The sequence below is a fragment of the Rhodococcus sp. NPDC058521 genome, assembly GCF_042719695.1.
Taxonomy (GTDB): Bacteria; Actinomycetota; Actinomycetes; order Mycobacteriales; family Mycobacteriaceae; genus Rhodococcus_F.
In genome coordinates, this window is record NZ_JBHXNL010000018.1 from 22,428 (window position 1) to 41,770 (window position 19,343).

Here is a 19,343-nt window from a genome sequence, read left to right on the forward strand (position 1 = left end):
TCTTCGGTCTAGCTCGGTTGGGCGACGACGACGTCCTTGTGGACATCGGTTTCGATCTCGGTGTTTGCCGGGCGCTTCTTGCGAACGAATTGTTTTGCCAGGACGACGAGTACGGCGCCGATCACTGCTCCCACGGCGATGGCCAGAACGAACCACAGGAAGTTCGTGATCGCGAAGAAGACCAGGAAGCCGCCGTGTGGTGCGCTGAGAGTCACGTCGAACGTCATCACCAGAGCACCGGTGACCGCTCCGCCCGCCATCATCGAGGGAATGACACGGAACGGATCGGCCGCGGCGAAGGGGATTGCACCTTCGGAAATGAACGCGGAACCGAGAAGCCAGGCGGCCTTGCCGTTCTCGCGCTCCGCCTCGCTGAACAGGCGGGGCCGTAGGACGGTCGAGGCGAGGGCCATGGCAAGCGGTGGCACCATGCCGGCGGCCATGACCGCGGCCATGATGCGCAGCGTCGCGACATCGTTGACATTGAGTCCTGCCACCGCGAACGCGTAGGCAGCCTTGTTCACCGGTCCACCGAGGTCGAAGCACATCATCAGACCGAGGATGACGCCGAGGACGACGACCGAACTACCGGACAATCCGCCGAGCCAGTTCGTGAGCCCGCTGGTGATTGCGGCCAGAGGACGGCCCAGTACGAGGAACATCAGCGCACCCACGACGAGGGTGGCGAAGAGGGGGATGATCACGACAGGCATGAGGCCGCGCAACCAGTGCGGAACCTTGATTCGTCCGATCCAGAGCGCAACGACACCGGCGATCAGGCCGCCGACGAGACCACCGATGAATCCGGCGCCTACGAACACGGCGACGGCACCGGCCGTGAAACCAGGTGCGAGGCCAGGGCGGTCGGCGATCGCGTATGCGATGTAACCGGCGAGCGCGGGAACCAAGAAGCTGAATGCGAGGCTGCCTAGTTGGTAGAGCACCGCGCCGAGGTAGATGCGAAGTCCGCCGTCGGGGAGGTTTCCGAGCGAGTTGTCGAGGACGATCCCTTCTGCCGGATCGGAGATCTCGTATCCGCCGAGGAGGAACCCGAGAGCGATGAGCAGTCCACCGGCCGCGACGAACGGGATCATGTAGCTGACGCCCGTGAGCAATACCTGCCGGAGGTGGGTGCCGAAGCCGACCGAACCGGTGTCTTCGTCTTCTCCGGCAGCCGATGCGGCGTTGTCGACCGTTGCCGCAGAAGGGGTCCGACTTGCGTGGACGGCCTCGGCGATCATCGTGTCGGGCTCGTTGATCGCTCGCTTGACACCGGAGGCCACGACGGGCTTGCCTGCGAAGCGTTCTTTGCCCTTCACACCGACGTCCGTTGCGAAGATGACCGCAGACGCGTCGGAGATCACCTGGGTGGAGAGTGGCGTGCTCCCGCTCGAACCCTGTGTCTCGACCTCGATCTCGACGTCGGCTCGTTCACCGGCGGCTTTCAGAGCGTCGGCGGCCATGTACGTGTGGGCGATGCCGGTCGGGCAGGCAGTGACCGCGACGATGCGACGACGGGCTTCCTTCGCCGGTGTCTCGCTCGCGGGTACGGCCGGAGCGGCCTGTTCTGCGGTCTTCGCCGGTGTTTTCGGCTGTGACGGTGCGAGTACGCCGTTGACGAGTTCCACCACATCGGCGTTGGAGGATGCCTCGCGGAGCGAGCCGACGAAGTCGGGGCGCACCAGTGCACGGGCCAGCGAAGACAGCAGCTTCATGTGCTCGGCACCGCCGCCTTCCGGGGCGGCGATGAGGAACACCAGGTCCGCAGGACCGTCCGGTGCTCCGAAGTCGACCTTCGGATCGAGCCGGGCGAAGGCCAGGGAGGCGCTCGTCACGGCAGCCGATCGGCAGTGTGGGATGGCGATGCCGCCGGGGAGGCCGGTGGCGGACTGTGCTTCTCGGGCGAGGGCTGCCTCTTCGAGTTCGGCGGCGTCGGTCGCTCGGCCCTTCTCGGCGAGGCGGGCGGAGAGTGCCTTGACGACCTCGTCCTTCGAGGATCCGAGGTCCGTGTCGAGAGAGATCAGCTCATCGGTGATGACAGCCGGATCGTGGTCGGAGACCGTAGGGGACATGATGATTCCTTCGCGCTCGGGCAGGAGGTCAGGCGAGGTCGGTTGCGGGTGCGAGTTCGGTGACGACGACGGAGTCGACATCGACCTGTTCGGGGCTCGGTGCCGAGGTCCCCGGTAGCGAGGCCGCGGCGCTGCCGTAGGCAACGGCGGTGCACAGGCACGTAGCGGGGTCTGCGCCGTCGAGTTGCGCCGCGAGATAGCCGGCGAGAGAGGAATCCCCAGCGCCCACCGTGCTGCGCGCGACGATCCGTGGCGCGGTCGCCCGCCATGCTCCCGCAGGGGTGACGAGCACCGCGCCGGCAGCTCCCAGAGTTGCGAGGACGGCGCCCACTCCGTCGGCCAGAAGCTGACGGGCGGCGTCGACGGTGGCAGTCGTGTCACCTGCCAGTGCATCGGATTCGAGGAGGTGCGGTGCGATTCCGGCGATGTGGGCGAGCTCTTCACCGTTCGGTTTGATCAGGTCCGGCGCCGACTCGGGGAAACGTCCTGCGAGGGCGGCGAGCGGTGCGTCGGACGTGTCGACGGCAACCTTGCACTGCGTGCCGGTGAGTGCGGATCGCAAAGTGACGACAACGTCGGCATACCAGCTTGCCGGCACGAGCGGCGGCAGCGATCCGGAGAGGACGACCCACTGTGCGTTCTGTGCGAGAGCGACGATGTCCGCCTCCATGGCACGCAGGGTGGACTCCGGAGTCGCCGGACCGGGCTCGTTGATCTTGGTCGTGGTTCCATCCGGCTCGGTGACTGTGATGTTGGTTCGTGCACGGCCGGAGGTGGGCACAGCGCGGTACGTGATTCCCGCAGTTGTCATGGCAGTCAGCAGCGGGTCGTCGGGATTACCAGGAAGGAGTGCGATCGTGTCGCGATTCGCCGCGGCGAGCGCGCGCGAGACGTTCACACCTTTGCCGCCGGGATCGTTCGAGGACCCTGCGGCGCGCAGGACCGTTCCGCGCTGCAAACGGTCGTCGAGAGTGACCGTCCGATCGATGCTGGGGTTCGCCGTCACCGTGACGATCACGCGATCACCACCTCGATTCCCTGTCGTTCCAGTTCGGTTCTGTCTGCGCGTTCGATGTCCGAGTCGGTCACCAGAACATCGACTGCGCCGATGGGCGCGAAGCTGATCAGATGTTCGCGGCCGATCTTCGACGAATCCGCGGTGACCACAACGGTTCTGGCCGCCTCGACCATGGCTCGCTTCACTGCTGCCTCGTCGGGGTCCGGGGTGGAGAGCCCGTGCGCCACGGTGAGTGCGTTGGTCCCCACGAACGCAACGTCCACCCGCACGGTGCCGAGCACGCGCAACGGCTCGGCGCCGACGGCTGCCTGCGTCACGCCACGGACCCGTCCACCCAGGAGTTGGAGGTCGATCGTGCTCGATGCGGCAAGTCGGGCGGCTATCGGAACGGAGTTGGTCACGGCGGTGAGATTCGGTGATGCCGGAAGTTCGGTGATCATGCGCGAGGTGGTGGTGCCGGCATCGAACAGCACGCTCCCTCCGGGCGGGGGGAGGAAAGCGACGGCCGCCCGTGCGATTCGATCCTTCTGTTCGGCGCGCGTGCCGTCTCGCTCGGTGAGGCCGGGTTCGCCGACGGTCACCGAGCCGGTGGGCACCGCGCCACCGTGAACCCGTCGTATGTGGCCGAGTCGCTCGAGTACCGCCAGGTCGCGTCGCACGGTTTCCGTGGTGACGCCGAAGCGGTCCGCCAAATCCATGACGGAGACGCGACCACGCTGGGTGATGAGCGTGGCCACCGACTGTTGGCGTTCTTCTTGGTACACGGTTCTCCGGCTTCGTTTTCGCAGCGAGCGGGGGCTGTGTGCCCGATCACAGAAAATGTTGGCTTATGTTGTTTTACGCCCGAATGTGTTGACATGTCAATACGGATGCGTAATCTACATCACAGTCGTTCGATTCGGACACCGCAGTCCGTAGTAGCGAAAAGCCAGTTCAGGAGGACCCATGACCCGAGTCGTTGCCGTGGACGGCACACCAGCGGTGCCCGGCGTCGCCTACGCCCCTGCGATATGGGCATCGCCGCGACCGGAAGTGGACGGGCGCGGGCCGAGGATCGCGGAGACGGAGCGCGATGCCGAGAAATCTCGGTTCCGAGAAGCGGCTGCCGTGGTGGCAGCGCGATTGAAGGAACGAGGCGCCGTTGCCGGCGGTGTAGCCGCGGAGGTGCTGAGCGCCAACGCAGCACTCGCCGAGGACCGGGGTTGGCTCGGCGCGGTGGACAAGTTGATCGGAGCCGGGGCGCCTGCGATCGAGGCAGCTGTCGGCGCAACCGAACAGTTCACCACCTTGTTCACACAGATGGGGGGCTTGATGGCCGAACGCGTGACCGATCTGCGTGACGTGCGAGACCGTGTCGTGGCCGAGTTCGCCGGTCTGTCCGAGCCCGGTGTTCCGGCTCCGTCACATCCCTCCGTGCTGTGCGCCGAGGACCTCGCACCTGCGGACACCGCCGGTCTGGATCCCACCCGCATCGTCGGAATCGTCACCGTCCTCGGCGGGCCGACGAGTCACACCGCGATCATCGCGAGACAGTTGGGGATTCCCTGCGTGGTCGCTGCGCGTGACCTGGACCAGGTTCGGTCCGACCAACTCGTACTGCTCGACGGGGCCGCCGGAACGCTGGTCGTCGACCCGGACCCCGACGAGGCACGCAGCGCAGTGCAGGCAGCCACCGATGAGGCGGCGCGAGTGGCGGCGTGGGCAGGCCCCGGGCGTACGAGCGATGGTGCCCCGATCTCGGTACTGGCCAACGTTCAGGACGGCGCCGGTGCGCGTGCCGCCGCCGAAACCGCAGCCGAAGGAATCGGACTCTTCCGTACCGAGTTGTGCTTTCTCGACCGAGACACCGAACCGACCGTCGAGGAGCAAGCTGAGATCTACGGCGAGGTGCTCGAGGCATTCGCGCGCCACAAGGTCGTGATTCGCACACTCGACGCGGGATCGGACAAACCATTGCGATTCGTCGACCACCGGTCGGAAGCGAACCCAGCTCTCGGTGTGCGCGGCATCCGCATTGCCGCGCAGGAACCGGGCATCCTCGAGCGTCAACTCGATGCGATCGCGCTTGCTGCCGACCGGACAGGCAACCGCCCCTCCGTGATGGCGCCGATGGTGGCCACGGTCGCGGAGGCTGCCTCGTTCGCAGACCTGGTCCGGGCGCGTGATCTGGTGCCGGGCGCGATGATCGAGGTACCGGCCGCAGCGTTGCATGCCGACCGACTGTTGCGTCACGTCGATTTTCTCTCGATCGGAACAAACGATCTCACCCAGTACACGATGGCCGTGGACCGCATGTCCTCGGAATTGGCAGCACTGACCGATCCCTGGCAGCCCGCAGTGCTCACCCTCGTCGCAACGGCCGCGGATGCGGGTGAACGGTCCAGCAAGCCCGTCGGCGTGTGCGGTGAAGCGGCCGCAGACCCGTTGCTGGCGTGCGTTCTCGCCGGAATGGGGGTCACCTCGCTGTCGTGTGCGGCCGCGGCCGTCTCACGTGTGGGTGCGAAACTCTCCGCCACGACCAAGGCTGCGTGCGAGCGGGCCGCCGAGGCCGCACTTTCCGCAGACGGACCCGATGGCGCTCGATCGGCGGCACTCGAGGCCCTGAGCGGAACGTAATTCTGCAGGACGCGCTTACTATTTCGGCTGTGGCAGAACCAGAGACCCCGGCAGTCCAACAAACAGAGATGTCTACGGCCGGTCCGTTCACGTGGCGAGTTCACGGTGACGGGAAGCGCATCACCGCAGGTGAGGTGGTGGCCCCGGACGAGCGGCTGAGTTGGCCCCGAACTGTCGGGATCGGGATGCAGCACGTCATTGCGATGTTCGGGGCGACATTGCTGGTGCCGACCATCACCGGCTTCCCGGTGACGACCACGCTGCTGTTCTCGGGCATCGGAACCGCGCTGTTCCTGGTGATCACCAGAGGGCGGATTCCGAGCTATCTGGGTTCGTCGTTCGCGTTCATCGCTCCGCTTTCGGCGGCTCAAGGCTCGGGTCCCGCCGCGCAACTCGGCGGCGTGATGGCGGCGGGCGTCCTTCTCGCCCTCGTGGGCGTGATCGTGAAGGTCGTCGGACCGAAACTCATCGACATCGTCATGCCGCCCGTTGTCACGGGCGCCGTCGTCATGCTCATCGGTCTGAATCTCGCACCCACGGCAGTCGACTCGTTCGAGACTCAACCGCTGATCGCCGCAGTGACTCTCCTCGCGATCCTCGTGGTGACGGTCGTCGGGCCGGGTCTGCTCGGCCGGTTGGGAATTCTGGTGGGCGTGGTCATCGGATGGGTGTTCGCCGCGCTTGTCGGTGGAGTCGCGGAAGAGCGATCGAGTGCATTGCGCGCGGCCGCGTGGGTTGGGTTGCCCGACTTCAGGGCGCCGACGTTCGAGTGGTCGGTGATGGCGTTGACACTGCCGGTGGTGATCGTCCTGGTCGCGGAGAACGTCGGACACGTCAAGGCAGTATCCGCAATGACGGGACGCAACCTCGACGACGTGGCCGGCGACGCGCTGCTGGCGGACGGCCTCGCAACCACTTTTGCCGGGCTCGGTGGCGGTTCGGGCACCACGACCTACGCGGAGAACATCGGGGTCATGGCGGCTACCCGGGTGTATTCGACGGCGGCCTACTGGGTTGCGGCCGCCACCGCCGCAGTCCTCGCGTTCTCGCCGAAGTTCGGCGCACTCGTATTCACCGTGCCGGACGGGGTGATCGGTGGCGCGACTCTGGTTCTGTATGGACTCATCGGCGTCCTCGGTGTGCGCATCTGGGTGGAGGCGAAGGTCGATTTCACCGACCCGGTGAACCTGTCGGTGGTCGCAGCCGCGTTGGTTGCCGGAATCGGAGATCTGTCTCTGAAGATCGGATCGGTCGAACTGGGTGGCATCGCTTGGGGCTCGGTGGGGATTCTGGTGGCGTACCCCGTCATGCGAAGACTGGCCGCGGTCGGGCGCTCGTCCACCGGTCACGATTCGTGATCACCTCGGTCCTCCCCACCGAAGTGTGACCGGGCATACGGTCGAGGTGAGTGCTGCGTGGCTGCGGCATTGCACGACAACCAACCCAACGAGGAGCCGACGTGGATCGCACCCTGTTCGAGCCGGAGCACGAACTTTTCCGCGAGTCGTACCGGAAGTTCTTGACCCAACATGTCGAGCCCTTCCATGCGCAGTGGGAAGAACAGAACATCGTCGACCGCAGTGTGTGGATCGAAGCGGGAAAGCAGGGCTACCTCGGAACCGCCGTGCCGGAGGCATACGGCGGCGGGGGAGTCCGGGACTTCCGGTACAACGCGATCGTCACCGAGGAGACCACGCGGGGCGGGTTCAGTGGAATCGGATTCACTCTCCACAACGACGTCGTTGCCCCGTATCTGCTCGATCTCGCCAACGAGGAACAGAAGCAGCGCTGGTTGCCCGGTTTCGCATCGGGTGAGTTGATCAGTGCGATCGCCATGACGGAGCCCGGCACGGGTAGTGACCTGCAGGGCATCAAGACGCGGGCGGTGCGCGATGGCGAGGACTGGATCCTCAACGGGTCCAAGACGTTCATCACCAACGGCATCAACGCGGACATCGTGATCGTGGTCGCCTGCACCGACCCCGACAAGGGTGCACAAGGGTTCAGCCTCTTCGTCCTCGAGCGTGGGATGGAGGGATTCGAGCGCGGTCGCAATCTCGACAAGATCGGCATGAAGGCGCAGGACACTGCCGAACTCTCCTTCACCGATGTGCGGGTTCCCGGTGCAAACCTCCTCGGCGAAGAAGGTATGGGCTTCCTCTACCTGATGAAGAACTTGCCGCAGGAGCGGTTGTCGATCGCTGTCGTTGCCGTCGCGGCCATGGAGGCGTCCCTGGACATGACGATCCAGTACTGCCGCGATCGAAAGGCGTTCGGCAAATCGATCGGAAGCTTCCAGAACACCCGCTTCGTCCTGGCCGAACTCGCCACCGAGACGACCGCAGCCCGGGTTCTGGTGGACAAGTTCATCGAACAGCTCAACGCCGAGAAGCTCACCGTCCAGGAAGCTGCGATGGCGAAGTGGTGGACCACCGAGGCGCAGGTGCGGCTGATCGACCGATGCCTACAGCTGCACGGCGGGTACGGCTACATGAAGGAGTACCCAATCGCGAAGGCATACATGGACTCCCGCGTGCAGACGATCTACGGCGGCACGACGGAGATCATGAAGGAGATCATCGGCCGTGGGCTGAATCTCTGATCTGCGGACCGGAAATTGTGAAGGGCCGTCCGATCGGACGGCCCTTCACGATGTGTGATTCAGACCTTGCGTACGACGGTGACCACCTTGCCGAGGATCACTGCGTCGTTACCGGGAATCGGGTCGAACAACTTGTTGTGCGGCATCAGCCACACTTGGTCGTTCTTTCGCTTGAAAGTCTTCACCGTCGCTTCACCGTCGATCATCGCGGCGACGATGTCGCCGTTGTCCGCGACGTTCTGCTGACGAACGGCGACGTAGTCGCCGTCGCAGATCGCGGCGTCCACCATCGATTCGCCGACGACCTTCAGTAGGAACAACGAACCCTGACCGACCAATTCGCGCGGAAGTGGGAACACGTCCTCCACGGCCTCCTCCGCGAGGATCGGTCCGCCGGCAGCGATCCGGCCCAGTACCGGAACGAACGTGGGCTCGGGCAGTACTTCTGCGTCGACACCCTCGGGTGTTGCCTGCGCGACGAGGGTGGGGCGAGGTGGCTGAGCACCGGCTGCCACGTCCGCTGCGACCTCGTCGAGCCCGCGGACATCGACCGCTCGGGGACGATTGGGATCACGCCGCAAGAACCCCTTGCGTTCGAGCGTGCGCATCTGGTGTGCGACCGACGACGTGGAGGTGAGTCCGACTGCGTCGCCGATCTCGCGGATGCTCGGGGGATACCCGCGTTCGGTGACAGACGCGCGAATGACCTCGAGAACACGGCGCTGACGGTCGGTGAGCTCGGCGGGATTCGGGGCCGGCTCCGCGCTCGACCCTGCGGCCGAACCTGCGGCGTTCGAGTCTTCGGGCGAGCTGTCGTCCTTCATGCTGCGTGCCTCCGTGGGTGCGGGGTCGTGGGTGCTGGGTGGTGGGTGGTGGGTGGTGGGCGTCGAGCGGCGCATGCTGTGCGTTCTGCCACGAATCTAGCGACTTCTCCAGCCGTTATCAAACATTTGTTCGATTCGTGTCGCTCGAAATGGCGACATTGTCGGACCGCCGTGGTAGAAATCGAACATACGTTCTTTCGAACGTCTGATCGAACAGGGTGATCGACTACCGGAGGTACCAGATGAGCAGCGCAGTTCTCAGCAGGCGCGCGGTGGATTACGCAGAGACCGACTTGGGGCGCGCTGCGCACGGTCGCGGACCGGATGTGGTTCGTGAGCCACGGATCGCGGATCGCCGGCGGGGCCAGCGCAGGCCGGACTCGGGCGCGGTGCGATACATGGCGGACCACGTGCGGGTCTCGCAGGCAGATCATCGTGCGGTCGATATCGACGTTGGTTGGCGCACGATGCTCGCGACTGTGCTCGTCACGGCCGGGATTTTACTCGGCTTCGGTGCCGTCGCGTACGTGGTCACCGCCACCGGTGATGCTGCACTCGCCGAAGCGACCGAGGTCGTCCAGGTGGGAGCGGGGGAGTCTCTCACCGAGGTTGCCGAGCGAATCGCACCCGAGGTGCCGGCCCAGCAGATCGTGGACCGGATCATGGATCTGAATGCACTCACCAATTCCTCGGTTCATGCGGGGCAGAGTCTCGTGGTCCCTGCGTTGCGGGGCTGACGGCCCGTTCGGTGCTGCATGCGTGAGGTCGTGAGTCGAACGAGTATTCTCGAATGCTGTCAGTCACACCACCTTGCGTGGTCGCGTCGGCATCGTGCATTCGTTGCGGAAAGTCGCGGTCGCGTCGGCTACGACGAAGGAACCGCCATGCATTGCCCTTTCTGCCGGCACCCTGATTCACGTGTGGTCGATTCGCGTGAGGCAGACGAAGGCCAGGCGATTCGTAGGCGTCGTTCGTGCCCGGAATGTGGCCGTAGGTTCACGACCGTCGAGACGGCCATTCTGTCCGTGGTCAAGCGCAGTGGGGTTACCGAGCCGTTCAGTCGCGAGAAGGTGGTGCGCGGAGTTCGCCGTGCCTGCCAGGGCCGTCAGGTCGACAACGATGCCCTGAATCTGCTTGCGCAACAGGTGGAGGACGCGGTCCGTGCGTCTGGTTCCGCCGAGATTCCCAGTAACGAGGTCGGGCTCGCCATCCTCGGTCCACTGCGCGACCTCGACGAGGTGGCGTACCTGCGCTTTGCCTCGGTGTATCGATCATTCAGTTCGGCAGACGACTTCGCACGCGAGATCAAGGAACTCCGCGAACATCAGGCAGCCAAGGCCGAAGCCGAGGGCACGAGCCGAAATTCTTGAGCGTCGTTCTCCGGAATTGCCAGTGCCTCACCGGGCGCGCACAACGGCATCCATCATCTTGAGGATCCGTTTCTCCGACACTGCCACAGGCGTGCCCAACGATTGGGCGAACAGACTCACTCGAAGTTCTTCGATCATCCAGTGCACGGCGTTGACGTCTGCACCGTGATGGCGCTCCGGCGGGATCGACGCGAGCATTCTTTCGTAAGCGGCATAGACCCGATCGAGGACGTCCATTCCCTTGCGGTCGCGGTCGGCGCTCGCCGGCAAGGATTCGAGTCGGAGCGTTGCGGCCGCCAGGTAGCGCGGAAGTTCACGCACGCCGGCAACGCCGAGTTCGGTCACGAAGCCGGGGAACAGAAGCGTGTCGAGCTGTTCCCGAACATCCTCGGCTGCTTCACCGCGGGAGCGGGCGAGGACTGTCTCGAGTCGGTGCGCGTTGTCGAGGGCCGGGATGGTGAGTCGTAGCAGGATCGAGGCGTTGCGCGGCAGGGTGTCGCGGGCTGTCTTGACCAGTGCGTCGAATTCTTCGGGGCTTCTGACCGGTTCCTTCCACGAATCGATCAGTGCGTTGGCAGCTGCGTTTCGGCAATCCGCCACGAGAGCGTCGAGACTCCCGTCGGGGTTCTGTCCGAGGGTGAGACGCTGAGCGTTGCTCACGGCCGCCACGACCGTTTTCGTTCGAGTGGGAACCGTGCCGAGCAACAGTTCTCGAAGGCCCGCCCGGTTGGCCGCCTTCTGCTCCGTTGCAGTACTCAGAACTCGCACCGCCACTCCGTCGTTCTCTCGAACGAGCGCGGGATAGCCGACTACCTTCTGCCCGGCGACTTCGCGAGTAACCGTGGCAGGCAGTGTGCCGAGGGTTGCGGGTGTCCAGGCCAGTGCCGGTGGGCGTTCGGAACTTGTTGCCGTCTTGGCGACCTCGTCCCGCACGCGGGGAGCGAGGGAGTTCCGTAACCCGGTGAGGCTCTTGCTGCGTTCCAGGACCCGGCCGTCCTCGTCGACCGCGGCGAAGGTCATTCGGAGGTGATCGGGGAGCGCACTGGGGTCGAAGTCCTCGGGTGTGATGCGGCACGAACCGAGACGAGACAGTTCCCTGGCAATTGCGATGGTGAGAGGTTCCGAGCGCGGCTTCACGGCGGACAGCGCGGCGACTGCGTAATCGGGTGCGGGAACCACCTGGCGTCGAAGCGTTTTCGGGAGGGTTTTGATGAGTGCCGTGACAAGGTCTTCACGCATTCCGGGGACGAGCCAGTCGAATCCGGCAGGACGGATGCCCGCAAGCAGGGCAACCGGAATGCGCGCGGTCACGCCGTCCTCTTCGGTGCCCGGCTCGAACTGGTAGATCAGGGGGAACTGAATCTCGCCTTGTCGCCACGCGTCCGGGTACTGGCCGTCGAGGACAGTCGCCGCGTCGGCGTTGACCACGGTGTCGGGCGTGAAGTCGAGCAGGTCCGGTGTGGTTCGACGGGTCTTCTTCCACCACGAGTCGAAGTGCCTCGCGGATACCGCTTCCGGCCCGATTCGGCTGTCGTAGAAGTCGAAGAGTGTGTCGTCGTCGACCAGGATGTCTCGTCTTCGCGCGCGGTTCTCGAGTTCCTCCACATCGTCGAGGAGTGCGCGGTTGGCGTGGAAGAACTTGTGGTTCGTCTGCCATTCGCCCTGTACGAGGGCGTGCCGGATGAAGAGGTCCCGGGAGACCTCCGGGTCGATGCTGGAGTAGGTGACCGGGCGTTTGGCGACGAGTGGCAGGCCGTAGAGGGTGACCCTCTCGTACGCGACGGCTGCCGCCCTCTTCGTCGACCAGTGCGGTTCGGAGTACGTGCGTTTGACCAGTCCCGGGGCCAACTTTTCGGCCCATTCGGGTTCGATGCGTGCGGTCATGCGGGCCCACAACCGCGATGTCTCGACAAGTTCGGCCGCCATGACCCAGCGTGGAGGCTTCTTGAAGAGCGTGGAACCGGGGAAGATCGCGAAGTGTGTACCGCGGGCTCCCAGGAACTCGCGCTTCTCGCCTTCGCGGAGTCCGATGTGTGACAGCAGTCCGGCCAGCAGTGACTGGTGAATCGCTGCTTCGGTGGCGGGGGTGTCACCCACCTCCCAGCCTAGTCCACGGGTGATCTGGCGAAGCTGTCCATGCAGGTCCTGCCACTCGCGGATGCGGAGCCAGTGCAGGAACTCGTTGTGGCACATCTTGCGGAACTGGCTGGAGGAGAGTTCCCTACGCTGCTCGTGGAGGTACTCCCACAGCTTGGTGAATGCGAGAAAGTCGGAGTTCTCCACCGCGAATCGGGCATGCTTCTCGTCCGCGGCCTGTTGATGGTCTGCCGGTCGTTCGCGGACGTCCTGAATCGACAGCGCGGACACGATGACGAGAAGTTCGGCGAGACAACCGTTTCGGTGGCCTTCTACGAGCATTCGCGCCATGCGTGGGTCTACGGGAAGCTGGGCGAGTTCTCGGCCGGTCGCGGTGAGAACCGGGCCCTCGGCCGTCGCACCCCGTTCTATGGCACCTAGTTCCTCGAGTAGGCCGACGCCGTCCCGCACCGCTCTGGGATCGGGCGACTCCACGAATGGAAACGCAGCCACGTCGCCCAGTCCGAGCGCCGCCATCTGCAGAATCACCGAAGCCAGGTTCGTGCGCAGAATCTCGGGTTCGGTGAATGCCGGACGGGCCTCGAAATCCTCCTCCGAGTACAGGCGGATACAGATGCCTTCGGCCACGCGCCCACACCGACCCGACCGCTGACGTGCGGAGGCCTGCGAAATGGGCTCGATGGGCAATCGCTGAACCTTGGTGCGTACCGAGTACCGGGAGATTCGTGCGGTGCCCGGATCGACCACGTAGCGGATACCGGGAACGGTCAGGGAAGTTTCGGCGACGTTGGTGGACAAGACCACGCGGCGTCCGGAATGTGGAGTGAAGACCTTGTGTTGCTCGGCCGCCGACAACCGGGCGTAGAGCGGGACGATCTCGGTACTTCGAAGCCTGCGATCGCGGAGCGCATCCGCAGTATCGCGAATCTCGCGTTCACCGGAGAGGAACACGAGGATGTCGCCGTCTCCTTCCGCGCAGAGTTCGTCGACCGCCTCGCACACTGCGTCGACCGGGTCCAGGTCCACGACCTGGTCGCCGACCTCGATCGACAGCGGGCGGTAACGCATCTCGACTGGGAAGGTGCGTCCCGAGACCTCGACGATCGGTGCGGGAACTCCATCAGTGGAGAAGTGTTGCGCGAAGCGTTCGGGATCGATCGTCGCCGAGGTGATGATCACCTTGAGGTCGGGTCGGCGGGGCAGAAGCTGTTTCAGGTATCCGAGAATGAAGTCGATGTTGAGGCTGCGTTCGTGGGCCTCGTCGATGATGAGCGTGTCGTAACGGCGCAGCATCTTGTCGCGCTGAATCTCGGCGAGCAGGATGCCGTCCGTCATCAATTTGATCAGCGTGCCATCCGACACCTGGTCGTTGAATCGAACCGTGTAGCCGACCGTGTCGCCGAGGTCGGTGCCGACTTCCTCTGCGATGCGTTCGGCCACCGTGCGAGCGGCGAGGCGCCGCGGCTGAGTGTGGCCGATGAGGCCGCGGAGACCACGTCCGAGTTCGAGACAGATCTTGGGGATCTGTGTGGTCTTCCCCGAGCCGGTCTCGCCCGCGACGATGACCACTTGGTGCTCTGCGATCGCCTTCGCGATGTCGTCCTTGCGGGCGGCCACAGGGAGGGCCGACGGGTAGGTGACCTGCGGAACCTTCTCGGCACGTGAACTCAGCCGTGCGCGGGCCTTGTCGATCTCGGCTGCTATCGAGTCGAAGGCGTCCGGAGTCTTGGCCCGGTCGATGCGTCGCCGAAGTCGATTCTCGTCCCGAAGGGATACCCCGGACAGGCGGTTCTTCAGGTCTCGACGGGACGGCGCGTGCGGTGCTCGTTCGGCGGACGGTGGTGGCTCAGACATGCTGGTGACAGTCTAGGCGGCTGCGCAAACGAATACCGGATTGCCTCTTGCCGCCGAAACGCACGCGAGGCGTTAGTGGCATAGTCGCTCGTGGAACGTACGTGAGGAAGGAACTGGCATGGCAGCGGGCACTGGCACCGGATCGGCACTGTGGCACGGATTCGCAGACATGGGAGCGGTCGAGCGCGGTGGCGCTTTCGTCGTCTCGAAGGGTGAGGGTGCGTACATTTGGGACGACGCAGGCAACCGCTATCTCGACGCAACGGCCGGTCTCTGGTTCACCAATGTCGGTCACGGTCGCCGCGAGATCGCAGACGCAGTGGCGCAGCAGTTGTCCACCATTGCCCACTTCTCCAACTTCGGTGACTTCGCCCCCGAAACGACGGTGAAGCTCGCCGAACGTCTCGCGGCCATTGCGCCGGTCGCGGGCAGCAAGATTTTCTTCACCTCGGGTGGATCGGACTCGGTCGACACCGCAGCCAAGCTGGCGCGACGCTACTGGCACGAGATGGGCAAGCCGGACAAGAACATGGTCGTCGGTCGCCAGAAGGCCTACCACGGCATGCACGTCGCCGGGACCGCGCTTGCCGGCATTCCCGTCAACCGCGAGGGCTACGGCGAGCTGATGCCGGACACTGCAACTGTCGAATGGGATGACGCGAAGACTCTTCTCGCGCTGATCGAAGAGGTTGGCGCCGAGCGCATTGCGGCGTTCTTCTGTGAGCCGATCATCGGTGCCGGGGGAATCTACCTGCCGCCGGAGGGCTACCTGGCCGAGGTTCGAGACATCTGCCGCGAGCACGACATCCTGTTCGTCGTCGACGAGGTGGTCACCGGATTCGGTCGGATCGGCGGGGACTGGTTCGCATCCACGCGTTTCGATCTGCAGCCCGACATGATGACCACCGCCAAGGGGTTGACCTCCGGATATGTGCCGATGGGTGCAGTGTTCGTGGCGCCGCGAGTGTCTGAGCCGTTCTTCTCCGGCGGAGTGTGGTGGCGCCACGGGTACACCTACGGTGGCCATGCCGGCGCTGCGGCGGCAGCGCTCGCGAACCTCGACATCGTCGAACGGGAGAATCTGCTCGCCGAATCGAAGCGGCTCGAAGGATCACTTCACGAGCACCTCTCGCCGCTCGCCGACCATCCTCGGGTGCAGGAAGTGCGAAGCGGTCTGGGTGCCGTGGCTGCCGTCCAATTGGTAGACCCTGCGGAGGCACTGCCGTTCGTCCAGACCCTTCGTGAACACGGCATCTCCGGTCGCGCGGCAGGGCAGGGCGCGATGCAGATCTCGCCGTCGTTCGTGATGACCGACGAGCAGGTCGCGGACATGGCAGCGGGAATTCGCGCAGCGCTCGGATGACTGCCCGCGGCGGGGAGAAAGCCGAACTGATCGGCCGATTGCAGGAGCTGCGTGAATCGGTCCTCTGGAAGTTGGAGGGCTTGTCGGAGTACGACCTGCGGCGGCCGATGACACCCACGGGGACAAACCTGCTCGGGTTGGTCAAGCACCTTGCGGGATGCGAGTTCGGCTACTTCGGCGAGGTGTTCGGCAGGCCGGCTCCAGTTGATCTTCCTTGGACTGCACCGGGTTCGGTCGAGAATGCCGACATGTGGGCGACACCGGAGGAATCGGTGGAATACATCGTGGACGGACTGTATCGGCGGGCGTGGCAGCACGCCGCGGAGACTTTCGAGACCGTCGAATTGGACGACACCCGGATCGTGCCTGGGTGGCCCGCGGAACCTGTCACTCTGCATCGAATCCTCGTGCACATGAACATCGAGACGGCTCGGCACGCAGGGCACATGGACATCGTTCGCGAGTTGATCGACGGCGCGGCGGGAATGACGAAAGGCAACGAGAACCTTCCGTACGGTGACGCCGAGCGATGGCAGGCGCACCACGACGACGTTGCGCGTGCCGCGGAACCCTTTGCGTGAGCGAGGCTCAGTGGGCTGCGTGAGCGAGGCTCAGTGGGCTGCGTGAGCGAGGCTCAGTGGGCGCTGCCGGAGTCGTTCGGATGCGTCGTGTCGGTGCGCGCGTACGCCTGGGTGTATCGCTCGTGCAGTCGTGAACGAACCTGGTCCGGTGTGTAGGACTTTCGCTGCCGATCGGCGCGGACGGCCAGTGCGCCGGTTGCGGCTACACCCATGACGCCGGCCAGGCCGGCGATCTTCCACCATCCCTTCGCGGTGGGTCGAGTGATTCGTACACGCATGCACTCGAGCTTAGGTGGTGTGCTCGCATAGTGTGATTGTCATGCCCCGCAGAACCGGACGCTCCGTGGTCGATCTCGACACCGCAGTCGACCAGAGCCGAACGGGGGACATCTGGATCTTCCGTGGGGAGTCGGCGGCCGACAGGGCAATTCAGACGCTCACCAACAGTCCGGTCAATCACGTCGGTATGGCGGTCGTTCTCGACGATCTTCCGCCGCTCATGTGGCATGCCGAGCTGGGACATTCCTTGCCGGACATGTGGTCCGGTCGCCACCAGCGCGGCGTGCAATTGCACGATCTGAAGTCCGCGGTGCGTGTGTGGGGATCGAAATACGGGCAGCGGGCCTGGTTGCGGCAGTTGATCAAGCCGATCGACGAGACGCAGGAGGATGCGCTGTTGCGCACCATCGCCCGATTGGACGGAACACCGTTCCCGTCGACGGCGAAGCTGTTCTCGAGGTGGTTCGTGGGTCGCGCACCGAAGCTGCGTGGACGAGATACGGACGCGGCTGGACTCGAGAGCGCCTACTGCGCGGAAGTCGTCGCGCAGACCTACGAGGCGATGGGCCTCGTGACCGGGCGCCGTCGCACCAACTGGTACGACCCGGGCAAGTTCTGGAGCGGTGATCGGCTGCCGCTGGCGCCCGGAGTGCGACTGGGCGACGAAGTGGCCGTAGTCCTGGACGCGAGCGACGTCTGAGTCCTGCGGTAAAGGTGGACGTCGAGACTTCAGTCAGCTCGTTAGATCGGGCAGAGAGAGCCGATTTCGGAAATTGTCCGATCCGAGCCGGTAGAAACCCAAACGGGGCGTCCGTCTCGGGACGTCGGCGTCAGCAGTCGTCGGCCTTCGATGGGCCATTGCACGAAGGGAAAGCCGCCGGCCAACTGATCTTGCACTTCACCGGCAATCAACACGGTGAAATCCTGGATCGACTGTTCGATGTGTGGGCCTCCGAACCCGAAGCCTCTCAGTGTGGTGGTTCCTGCGCTCTTGTGGCGAGGTCTTGTACCGGCTTCGAGTGCGATGTTGCAGTAGCCGGTGTCCAACGCCGATACGGTCCACATGCAGTTCTGCATGTACGTGTCCGGCCCGTGCCAGCGGCACTGTAGGTCTCGACCGACGGCCTGACACGCATCGACAATGTTCTCGGGGGCATTGTCAGGTGAATCCGGTCCGGTGATCGAAAACTTCCACACGTCGACGTAGTTCGCTCCGGGCATGAACACGCAACCAGCTTCGCACGGAGCCGACCGGAGGGTGGGAGCTTCGCGTGCTGGCGCACTGTGATCTCAGGGGTGACGCGGTAGTCACTCGGTGACGACCGGCAGCGGCAACTGTCATATCCCGATACATCACAGCACCATCGACGTTCGCCGTCACCGGCGGATGTGAGGACTCGATGACCCAGACAGAACCTGAACGCACCGCGTTCGACACGCTGATCTCCGGAACGATTGTGATCGAACGATCCGAGAACAGGATCAGGACATTTCTCGATCGTGAGGAAAGCGATTTCGTCACGATCGAGAGGCTCGGTCCGCGAACAGACAAATGCCCTCTCGGTAGCCGTGATTCCGCCGCGATATCAGCCTTTGTGAACTGCCGCGAGCTGACGCTGACACTCGGCCGCGGAAGGTTGCTCAAACGCAGTTATCTCGTGACTGCCGAGTTCGATGGCCGAAGTGTGAGCCTGCGTCCCAAAGACCTCGAGTCCACCACCTACTTGAACGGACGACCGCACGAGATCGAGAAGGAGTTCGGCGAGTTCACCGCTGGCGCCGACGGCACCATCGAAGTGGTCTGGGCCCTGCCGAAGAAGGTGCTGCACACGAATGTGGAGGCCCCGGTTCCGACGGTGGAGGAATTGCTCGTCGGTTACGCCTTGGCGGCTGCCTTCGGTACGGGTGCTCTTTCCTTGACGACCATCCTCATGGGCGTCGTGGCTTCGGTCGTGCCTGGATGAGCACACCTACAAGGTCAGTGATTCTTCGGCCCGGACCAGGCCACCCACCTCGATCCATCCGTCGGGGTCGTAGGTGGTCCGCAGTTGGGACCCGCGCCCCTGGGTGATGAGGAGGGAAAGTCGGAGGTTCTCGGTGAGGCGCACCGCCGCCGCGCCTGTGGCTTCGTCTTCGGCAATCCCCATGTCCGGTGCAAACATCCGGGTGCGCACCGCGTGCTCGAGTTTGTCCTCCCAGGCCCACACGTAGTGGTGTCCCTCACCGAACTGTTTCGGGTCGGAAGCCTGGACGTCCTCGACAGTGTCCAGGGGGTAGAGCGAGAATTCGGGTGCCCAGTCGGCGCGTGCACGCACCCACCAGACATCACCCGATTTGCGAGTGGCGATGTCACCGGCGGATGCCTCGAGAGTGCTGACGGGTGTGCCGCGCTGTTCGAGCCACCATGCCGTCCCGACGGTGGGGTGGCCGGCGAACGGGAGTTCCGTTACCGGAGTGTAGATCTGCAGGCGTGCCCGATCGATCCCAGCATCGGGTAGCTCCACGAACACCGTTTCGCTGTAGCCCAGTTCCTTGGCCACGGCCTGCCGTTCGTCCACCGGCACCAGTGCGGCATCGACGATTCCGAGGGGATTGCCGTGCCGGCCTTCCAAGTCGGTGAAGACCCGGACCACATCTACGTTGACAGCCATTCCAGCACCATATCGA

Annotated in this window: 17 protein-coding genes; 9 read left to right on the forward strand and 8 right to left on the reverse strand. The window is 64.6% G+C overall.

The annotated features are described in order from the left end of the window. Positions 1-8 precede the first annotated feature (8 nt). From ACFWO3_RS20580 to ACFWO3_RS20590, 3 genes are read right to left on the reverse strand one after another with little or no spacing between them, the layout of a single operon-like run. A complete protein-coding gene (locus ACFWO3_RS20580) occupies positions 9-2,072 on the reverse strand; it encodes a fructose-specific PTS transporter subunit EIIC (RefSeq protein WP_378581205.1) in 2,064 nt (687 codons plus the stop codon). 28 nt (positions 2,073-2,100) lie between these two features. Then, on the reverse strand, positions 2,101-3,090 hold the full coding sequence (locus ACFWO3_RS20585; protein WP_378581225.1) for a 1-phosphofructokinase family hexose kinase: 990 nt from the start codon (positions 3,088-3,090) through the stop codon (positions 2,101-2,103). After that, entirely contained in the window at positions 3,087-3,854 is a 768-nt protein-coding gene (locus tag ACFWO3_RS20590) for a DeoR/GlpR family DNA-binding transcription regulator (protein WP_378581227.1), read from the reverse strand. The genes ACFWO3_RS20585 and ACFWO3_RS20590 overlap by 4 nt, the downstream gene beginning before the upstream one ends. A 181-nt stretch (positions 3,855-4,035) precedes the next feature. On the opposite strand from ACFWO3_RS20590, the gene ptsP reads away from it, so the two are divergent. The 3 genes from ptsP to ACFWO3_RS20605 all read left to right on the forward strand — a co-directional run bounded on the left by ptsP (position 4,036) and on the right by ACFWO3_RS20605 (position 8,308). After that, complete coding sequence (gene ptsP / locus ACFWO3_RS20595; RefSeq protein WP_378581229.1) at positions 4,036-5,706, forward strand: phosphoenolpyruvate--protein phosphotransferase; 1,671 nt, start codon at positions 4,036-4,038, stop codon at positions 5,704-5,706. 68 nt (positions 5,707-5,774) lie between these two features. Further along, positions 5,775-7,064: a uracil-xanthine permease family protein gene (locus tag ACFWO3_RS20600; protein WP_378581329.1), complete on the forward strand. Its 1,290-nt coding sequence runs from the start codon at positions 5,775-5,777 to the stop codon at positions 7,062-7,064. Positions 7,065-7,165: 101 nt separating this feature from the next. After that, a complete protein-coding gene (locus tag ACFWO3_RS20605; protein WP_378581231.1) occupies positions 7,166-8,308 on the forward strand; it encodes an acyl-CoA dehydrogenase family protein in 1,143 nt (380 codons plus the stop codon). 59 nt (positions 8,309-8,367) lie between these two features. Here the strand turns inward: ACFWO3_RS20605 and lexA are convergent, their stop codons facing one another. Next, complete coding sequence (gene lexA / locus ACFWO3_RS20610; protein ID WP_378581233.1) at positions 8,368-9,132, reverse strand: transcriptional repressor LexA; 765 nt, start codon at positions 9,130-9,132, stop codon at positions 8,368-8,370. Between the two features lie 242 nt (positions 9,133-9,374). Between lexA and ACFWO3_RS20615 the strand changes: the two genes are divergently transcribed. Together ACFWO3_RS20615 and nrdR are read left to right on the forward strand one after the other, a co-directional pair. Continuing rightward, entirely contained in the window at positions 9,375-9,869 is a 495-nt protein-coding gene (locus tag ACFWO3_RS20615) for a LysM peptidoglycan-binding domain-containing protein (protein WP_378581235.1), read from the forward strand. A gap of 147 nt (positions 9,870-10,016) precedes the next feature. Next, the gene (gene nrdR, locus ACFWO3_RS20620) at positions 10,017-10,502 is read left to right on the forward strand and encodes a transcriptional regulator NrdR (RefSeq protein ID WP_378581237.1); all 486 of its coding nucleotides are present in this window, start codon (positions 10,017-10,019) and stop codon (positions 10,500-10,502) included. Positions 10,503-10,529: 27 nt separating this feature from the next. Here nrdR and hrpA read toward each other — a convergent pair whose 3' ends face one another. Continuing rightward, positions 10,530-14,453: an ATP-dependent RNA helicase HrpA gene (gene hrpA, locus ACFWO3_RS20625; RefSeq protein ID WP_378581239.1), complete on the reverse strand. Its 3,924-nt coding sequence runs from the start codon at positions 14,451-14,453 to the stop codon at positions 10,530-10,532. Between the two features lie 118 nt (positions 14,454-14,571). Here hrpA and ACFWO3_RS20630 point away from each other — a divergent pair, with 118 nt between their 5' ends. Together ACFWO3_RS20630 and ACFWO3_RS20635 are read left to right on the forward strand one after the other, a co-directional pair. Further along, on the forward strand, positions 14,572-15,816 hold the full coding sequence (locus ACFWO3_RS20630; protein ID WP_378581241.1) for an aspartate aminotransferase family protein: 1,245 nt from the start codon (positions 14,572-14,574) through the stop codon (positions 15,814-15,816). Next, on the forward strand, positions 15,813-16,397 hold the full coding sequence (locus ACFWO3_RS20635; RefSeq protein WP_378581243.1) for a DinB family protein: 585 nt from the start codon (positions 15,813-15,815) through the stop codon (positions 16,395-16,397). The genes ACFWO3_RS20630 and ACFWO3_RS20635 overlap by 4 nt, the downstream gene beginning before the upstream one ends. 53 nt (positions 16,398-16,450) lie before the next feature. Here the strand turns inward: ACFWO3_RS20635 and ACFWO3_RS20640 are convergent, their stop codons facing one another. Then, complete coding sequence (locus tag ACFWO3_RS20640; protein WP_378581252.1) at positions 16,451-16,675, reverse strand: hypothetical protein; 225 nt, start codon at positions 16,673-16,675, stop codon at positions 16,451-16,453. A 41-nt stretch (positions 16,676-16,716) separates the two neighbouring features. On the opposite strand from ACFWO3_RS20640, the gene ACFWO3_RS20645 reads away from it, so the two are divergent. Then, positions 16,717-17,376 carry a hypothetical protein gene (locus ACFWO3_RS20645; RefSeq protein ID WP_378581253.1) on the forward strand — a complete coding sequence of 220 codons (660 nt, stop codon included), beginning with the start codon at positions 16,717-16,719 and terminating at the stop codon, positions 17,374-17,376. A 41-nt stretch (positions 17,377-17,417) separates the two neighbouring features. Here ACFWO3_RS20645 and ACFWO3_RS20650 read toward each other — a convergent pair whose 3' ends face one another. Then, positions 17,418-17,897, reverse strand: coding sequence for a hypothetical protein (locus ACFWO3_RS20650; protein ID WP_378581255.1), 480 nt, complete (start codon positions 17,895-17,897; stop codon positions 17,418-17,420). 179 nt (positions 17,898-18,076) lie between these two features. Between ACFWO3_RS20650 and ACFWO3_RS20655 the strand changes: the two genes are divergently transcribed. Continuing rightward, the gene (locus ACFWO3_RS20655; RefSeq protein WP_378581257.1) at positions 18,077-18,640 is read left to right on the forward strand and encodes a hypothetical protein; all 564 of its coding nucleotides are present in this window, start codon (positions 18,077-18,079) and stop codon (positions 18,638-18,640) included. 6 nt (positions 18,641-18,646) lie between these two features. On the opposite strand, the gene ACFWO3_RS20660 is transcribed toward ACFWO3_RS20655, so the two are convergent. Next, entirely contained in the window at positions 18,647-19,327 is a 681-nt protein-coding gene (locus ACFWO3_RS20660) for a PhzF family phenazine biosynthesis protein (protein WP_378581259.1), read from the reverse strand. Positions 19,328-19,343 lie beyond the last annotated feature (16 nt).

Coding starts and splice junctions, on each gene's coding strand:
- ACFWO3_RS20640 (WP_378581252.1), bottom strand. CDS start 16,675: ATGCGTGTACGAATCACTCGACCCACCGCGAAGGGATGGTGGAAGATC.
- ACFWO3_RS20650 (WP_378581255.1), bottom strand. CDS start 17,897: ATGCCCGGAGCGAACTACGTCGACGTGTGGAAGTTTTCGATCACCGGA.
- ACFWO3_RS20580 (WP_378581205.1), bottom strand. CDS start 2,072: ATGTCCCCTACGGTCTCCGACCACGATCCGGCTGTCATCACCGATGAG.
- ACFWO3_RS20635 (WP_378581243.1), top strand. CDS start 15,813: ATGACTGCCCGCGGCGGGGAGAAAGCCGAACTGATCGGCCGATTGCAG.
- ACFWO3_RS20615 (WP_378581235.1), top strand. CDS start 9,375: ATGAGCAGCGCAGTTCTCAGCAGGCGCGCGGTGGATTACGCAGAGACC.
- ACFWO3_RS20630 (WP_378581241.1), top strand. CDS start 14,572: ATGGCAGCGGGCACTGGCACCGGATCGGCACTGTGGCACGGATTCGCA.
- ptsP (WP_378581229.1), top strand. CDS start 4,036: ATGACCCGAGTCGTTGCCGTGGACGGCACACCAGCGGTGCCCGGCGTC.
- hrpA (WP_378581239.1), bottom strand. CDS start 14,453: ATGTCTGAGCCACCACCGTCCGCCGAACGAGCACCGCACGCGCCGTCC.
- nrdR (WP_378581237.1), top strand. CDS start 10,017: ATGCATTGCCCTTTCTGCCGGCACCCTGATTCACGTGTGGTCGATTCG.
- ACFWO3_RS20655 (WP_378581257.1), top strand. CDS start 18,077: ATGACCCAGACAGAACCTGAACGCACCGCGTTCGACACGCTGATCTCC.
- ACFWO3_RS20660 (WP_378581259.1), bottom strand. CDS start 19,327: ATGGCTGTCAACGTAGATGTGGTCCGGGTCTTCACCGACTTGGAAGGC.
- lexA (WP_378581233.1), bottom strand. CDS start 9,132: ATGAAGGACGACAGCTCGCCCGAAGACTCGAACGCCGCAGGTTCGGCC.
- ACFWO3_RS20600 (WP_378581329.1), top strand. CDS start 5,775: ATGTCTACGGCCGGTCCGTTCACGTGGCGAGTTCACGGTGACGGGAAG.
- ACFWO3_RS20645 (WP_378581253.1), top strand. CDS start 16,717: ATGCCCCGCAGAACCGGACGCTCCGTGGTCGATCTCGACACCGCAGTC.